2 protein-coding genes are annotated in these 5,348 nt (G+C 49.9%); both read left to right on the forward strand.

The window, feature by feature from the left end; all coding sequences use genetic code 11:
• The first annotated feature begins 163 nt into the window (after window positions 1-163).
• Complete coding sequence (locus HMPREF2959_RS00650; protein WP_070696235.1) at window positions 164-2,386, forward strand: transferrin-binding protein-like solute binding protein; 2,223 nt, start codon at window positions 164-166, stop codon at window positions 2,384-2,386.
• Window positions 2,383-5,217 carry a lactoferrin/transferrin-binding protein LbpA gene (gene lbpA, locus HMPREF2959_RS00655; protein WP_070696238.1) on the forward strand — a complete coding sequence of 945 codons (2,835 nt, stop codon included), beginning with the start codon at window positions 2,383-2,385 and terminating at the stop codon, window positions 5,215-5,217. Before HMPREF2959_RS00650 ends, lbpA begins: the two co-directional genes overlap by 4 nt.
• The last annotated feature ends 131 nt before the right edge of the window (window positions 5,218-5,348 follow it).

The following is a 5,348-nucleotide window of genomic DNA, read 5'->3' on the forward strand; positions in this document are numbered from 1 at the left end:
TGACGGAATGTAGGTTCGTGGGAATGACGGGATGTATCTGTACTGTCTGCGGCTCGTCGCCTTGTCCGGATTTTTGTTAATTCACTATAAAAACGGGTTGATATTATCTGTACATATTAATATAATGATAATTATTATTAATCAAATAGGAGGAAAAGTAGGGATGTGTAAACCGAATTATGGCGGCATTGTCTTGTTGCCCTTACTTTTGGCATCTTGCATCGGCGGCAATTTCGGCGTGCAGCCTGTTGTCGAATCAACGCCGACCGCGTACCCCGTCACTTTCAAGTCTAAGGACGTTCCCACTTCGCCCCCTGCCGGGCCTTCGGTAGAAACCACGCCGGTCAACCGGCCCGCCGTCGGTGCGGCAATGCGGCTGCCAAGGCGGAATACTGCTTTTCATCGTGAAGATGGCACGGTAATTCCCGATAGCAAACAAGCAGAAGAACAGCTGTCGTTTAAAGAGGAAGATATCCTGTTTTTATACGGTTCCAAAGAAGATCAACGTCAGCAGCTTAAAGATAAAATTCGTCAACCAAATTCTACGGCAAGCATTATCACATCGGAAAAGAAAAATGCAAGATATAGTTATAAATTTGTAGATGCAGGTTATGTATATGTAAGGGGGGAAGATGAAATTAAGTGGACTTCAGATCACAAGCAGTTTTCCAACCGCTTAGGTTATGATGGTTTTGTATATTATTCTGGAGAACATCCTTCCCAATCTTTACCGAGCGCGGGAAAGGTAAAATATTTCGGCAACTGGCAATATATGACTGATGCCAAACGTCATCGAGCAGGTAAGGCGGTTGGCATTGACAATTTGGGTTATATCACATTTTATGGTAACGATGTTGGTGCAACTTCTTATGCGGCTAAGGATGTCGACGAAAGGGAAGAGCATCCCGCCGAATATACGGTTGATTTCGACAAAAAAATCCTAAAGGGCGAGCTGATTAAAAATCAGTATGTGCAAAAGAAAAATGATCCAACGGAACCTAAAAAACCGCTGACCATTTACAACATTACTGCCGATTTAAACGGCAACCGCTTTACCGGCAGTGCCAAAGTTAACACCGAGTTGAAGACGCGCCACGCTGATAAAGAATATTTGTTTTTCCATACCGATGCCGATCGGCGGCTTGAGGGCGGTTTTTTCGGCGATAAGGGGGAAGAGCTTGCCGGACGGTTTATCAGTAACGACAACAGCGTATTCGGCGTATTCGCAGGCAAACAAAAAACAGACGCATCAGGCACAAATCCTGCTATGCCGTCTGAAAAACACACCAAAATCTTGGATTCTCTAAAAATTTCCGTTGACGAGGCAAGTGATAAAAATCCCCGTGAGTTTGCCATTTCCACTATGCCCGATTTTGGTCATCCCGACAAGCTTCTTGTCGAAGGGCGTGAAATCTCCTTGGTCAAAGATACTCAAACCATTGATCTTGCCGACGGCAGGAAAATGACCGTCAGTGCTTGTTGCGACTTTTTGACCTATGTGAAACTCGGACGGATAAAAACCGAACGCCCGGCAAGTAAACCAAAGGCGGAAGATAAAGGGGAGGATGAAGAGGGTGCAGGCGTTGATAACGGCGAAGAAGGCGAAGACGAAGCCGTAGAAGACGAAGGCAGCGAAGAAGACGAAGTTTCCGAAGGTGATAACGGTGAAAACGAAGAAGAAATCGCCGAAGAAGAAACCGAAGAAGAAGTTGAAGAACCCGAAGAAGAAGTTGAAGAACCCGAAGAAGAATTGCCGGCAGAAGAAGGCAACGGCGGTTCAGGCAGCATCCTGCCCACTCCGGAAGCCTCTAAAGGCAGGGACATCGACCTTTTCCTGAAAGGTATCCGCACGGCGGAAGCCGACATTCCGCAAACCGGAAAAGCACACTATACCGGCACTTGGGAAGCGCGTATCGGCAAACCCATTCAATGGGATAATAAGGCGGATAAAGCGGCAAAAGCAGAGTTTAATGTTGATTTCGGCAAGAAATCGATTTCCGGAACGCTGACGGAGGAAAACGGTGTAGAACCTGCTTTCCGTATTGAAAACGGTGTGATTGATGGCAACGGTTTCCACGCGACAGCACACACTCGGGATACCGGCATCAATCTTTCGGGAACTGGTTCGACTAATCCTCAACGTTTCAAAGCCAGTAATCTTCGTGTAGAAGGAGGATTTTACGGCCCGCAGGCGGCGGAATTGGGCGGTATTATTTTCAATAATGATGGGAAATCTCTTGGTATAACTGAAGGTACTGAAAATGAAGCTGAAGCTGAAGTTGAAACTGATGTTAGCGAACAGTTAGAACCTTTAGAATCTGAAGTTAAACACCAATTCGGCGTGGTATTCGGTGCGAAGAAAGATATGCAGGAGGTGGAAAAATGAATAAGAAACACGGTTTTCAGCTTGCCCTGACTGCCTTGGCTGTTGCAGCCGCTTTCCCATCATATGCGGCAAACCCCGAAACGGCGACACCTGATGCGGCGCAGACCCAATCCCTGAAAGAGGTTACCGTCCGTGCCGCCAAAGTGGGACGGCGATCGAAAGAGGCGACCGGTTTGGGCAAAATCGTCAAAACGTCGGAAACGTTGAACAAAGAACAGGTACTCGGTATCCGCGACCTGACGCGCTACGATCCGGGCGTGGCGGTTGTCGAACAGGGCAACGGCGCGAGCGGCGGCTACTCGATACGCGGCGTGGATAAAAACCGTGTGGCGGTTTCGGTTGACGGCGTTGCCCAAATACAGGCGTTTACCGTGCAGGGATCGTTGAGCGGATACGGCGGACGCGGCGGCAGCGGTGCAATCAACGAAATCGAATATGAAAACATCAGCATGGTGGAAATCGACAAAGGCGCCGGTTCGTCCGATCACGGCAGCGGCGCACTCGGCGGTGCGGTCGCCTTCCGAACCAAAGAAGCGGCAGACCTGATTTCAGACGGCAAAAGCTGGGGGATACAGGCAAAAACCGCCTACGGCAGTAAAAACCGCCAATTTATGAAGTTGCTCGGCGCGGGATTCAGTAAAGACGGTTGGGAAGGGCTGCTAATCCGAACCGAACGCCAAGGGCGGGAAACGCGCCCGCACGGCGATATTGCGGACGGGGTGGCATACGGCATAAACCGTTTGGATGCGTTCCGCCAGACACACGATATTCAAAGCAAAGATAAAACAGGGCAATTTTTCTCAGTAGAGGGCGAGCGTGAATCCAAGCCCGTGGCAAAATTGGCGGGCTACGGGAAATATTTGAACAACCAGCTCAACCGCTGGGTAAAAGAACGTATTGAAAAAAAACAGCCTTTAAGTGCTGAAGAAGAAGCGATGGTGCGGGAGGCGCAGGCGCGCCACGAAAACCTGTCCGCCCAAGCTTACACGGGCGGCGGCAGGATATTGCCCGATCCGATGGATTACCGCAGCGGCTCTTGGCTTGCCAAGCTGGGCTACCGCTTCGGCGGCAGGCATTATGTCGGCGGCGTGTTTGAGGATACCAAACAGCGTTACGACATCCGCGATATGACGGAAAAACAGTATTACGGTACGGACGAGGCGAAAAAGTTTAGCGACAAGAGCGGGGTGTACGACGGCAACGATTTCCGCGACGGCTTGTATTTTGTGCCGAATATAGAAGAGTGGAAGGGCGATACAAATTTGGTCAAGGGCATAGGTTTGAAATATTCCCGCACCAAATTTATTGACGAACATCACCGCCGCCGCCGTATGGGTTTGCTGTACCGTTATGAAAACGAAGCGTATTCTGACAACTGGGCGGACAAGACGGTGTTGTCGTTTGACAAACAGGGCGTGGCAACCGACAACAACACGCTGAAGCTGAATTGCGCCGTGTATCCTGCTGTGGACAAATCCTGCCGCGCGTCGGCGGACAAACCGTATTCCTACGACAGCAGCGACCGTTTCCACTACCGCGAACAGCACAATGTTTTGAATGCCTCGTTTGAGAAATCGCTGAAAAACAAATGGACGAAACACCATCTGACTTTGGGCTTCGGTTACGATGCTTCCAAAGCGATCTCCCGCCCCGAACAGCTTTCCCACAATGCGGCAAGGATTTCGGAATCCACGGGATTCGATGAAAAGAATCAAGATAAGTACCGTTTGGGTAAGCCCGAAGTCGTCGAAGGGTCGGTCTGCGGCTACATCGAAACCCTGCGTTCCCGCAAATGCGTGCCAAGAAAAATCAACGGCAGCAATATCCATATTTCTTTGAACGACCGTTTTTCAATCGGCAAATATTTTGATTTCAGCTTGGGTGGCAGGTATGACCGGAAAAACTTCACCACGTCGGAAGAACTCGTCCGCAGCGGGCGGTATGTTGACCGTTCGTGGAACAGCGGCATCGTGTTCAAACCGAACCGGCATTTTTCTTTGTCTTACCGCGCCTCCAGCGGCTTCAGAACGCCCTCATTCCAAGAACTTTTCGGGATAGACATTTATCACGATTATCCGAAAGGCTGGCAGCGTCCCGCCCTGAAATCGGAAAAGGCAGCCAACCGCGAAATCGGTTTGCAGTGGAAGGGCGATTTCGGCTTTTTGGAAATCAGCAGCTTCCGCAACCGTTATACCGATATGATTGCCGTTGCCGATCACAAAACCAAATTGCCGAATCAGGCAGGACAATTGACAGAGATTGATATACGCGATTATTACAATGCCCAAAATATGTCGCTTCAAGGCGTTAATATATTGGGAAAAATCGACTGGAACGGCGTGTATGGCAAACTGCCCGAAGGTTTGTACACGACTTTGGCGTACAACCGCATCAAACCGAAATCGGTATCCAACCGGCCGGGACTGTCCCTCCGCAGCTATGCTTTGGATGCGGTACAGCCGTCGCGTTATGTTTTGGGGTTCGGATACGACCAGCCAGAGGGGAAATGGGGCGCAAACATTATGCTGACCTATTCCAAAGGGAAAAACCCTGACGAGCTTGCTTATCTGGCAGGCGATCAAAAACGATATTCGACAAAAAGAGCGTCGTCTTCTTGGTCGACGGCAGACGTTTCCGCCTATCTGAATCTGAAAAAACGGCTGACCTTGAGGGCGGCTATCTACAATATCGGCAACTACCGCTACGTTACTTGGGAATCCTTGCGCCAGACCGCGGAAAGCACGGCAAACCGGCACGGCGGCGACAGCAACTATGGAAGGTATGCCGCACCGGGCAGGAACTTCAGCCTCGCGCTCGAAATGAAGTTTTAAAGGAAATACCGTCTGAAAGCTTGATCTGCACCCCAAAAGTCGGACTAAACCGCCAACTGATTAAGGTGCAGGTTTTTTTGATTCGATATAAACAAGATTTCCGCCGTCATTCCCGCGCAGGCGGGAATCTA

It is taken from the genome of Neisseria sp. HMSC070F02 (genome assembly GCF_001814225.1).
Lineage (GTDB): Bacteria > Pseudomonadota > Gammaproteobacteria > Burkholderiales > Neisseriaceae > Neisseria > Neisseria meningitidis.

What these genes read in the sequence shown, in the direction of transcription:
- lbpA (WP_070696238.1), top strand. Translation starts at nt 2,383, where the DNA reads ATGAATAAGAAACACGGTTTTCAGCTTGCCCTGACTGCCTTGGCTGTT.
- HMPREF2959_RS00650 (WP_070696235.1), top strand. Translation starts at nt 164, where the DNA reads ATGTGTAAACCGAATTATGGCGGCATTGTCTTGTTGCCCTTACTTTTG.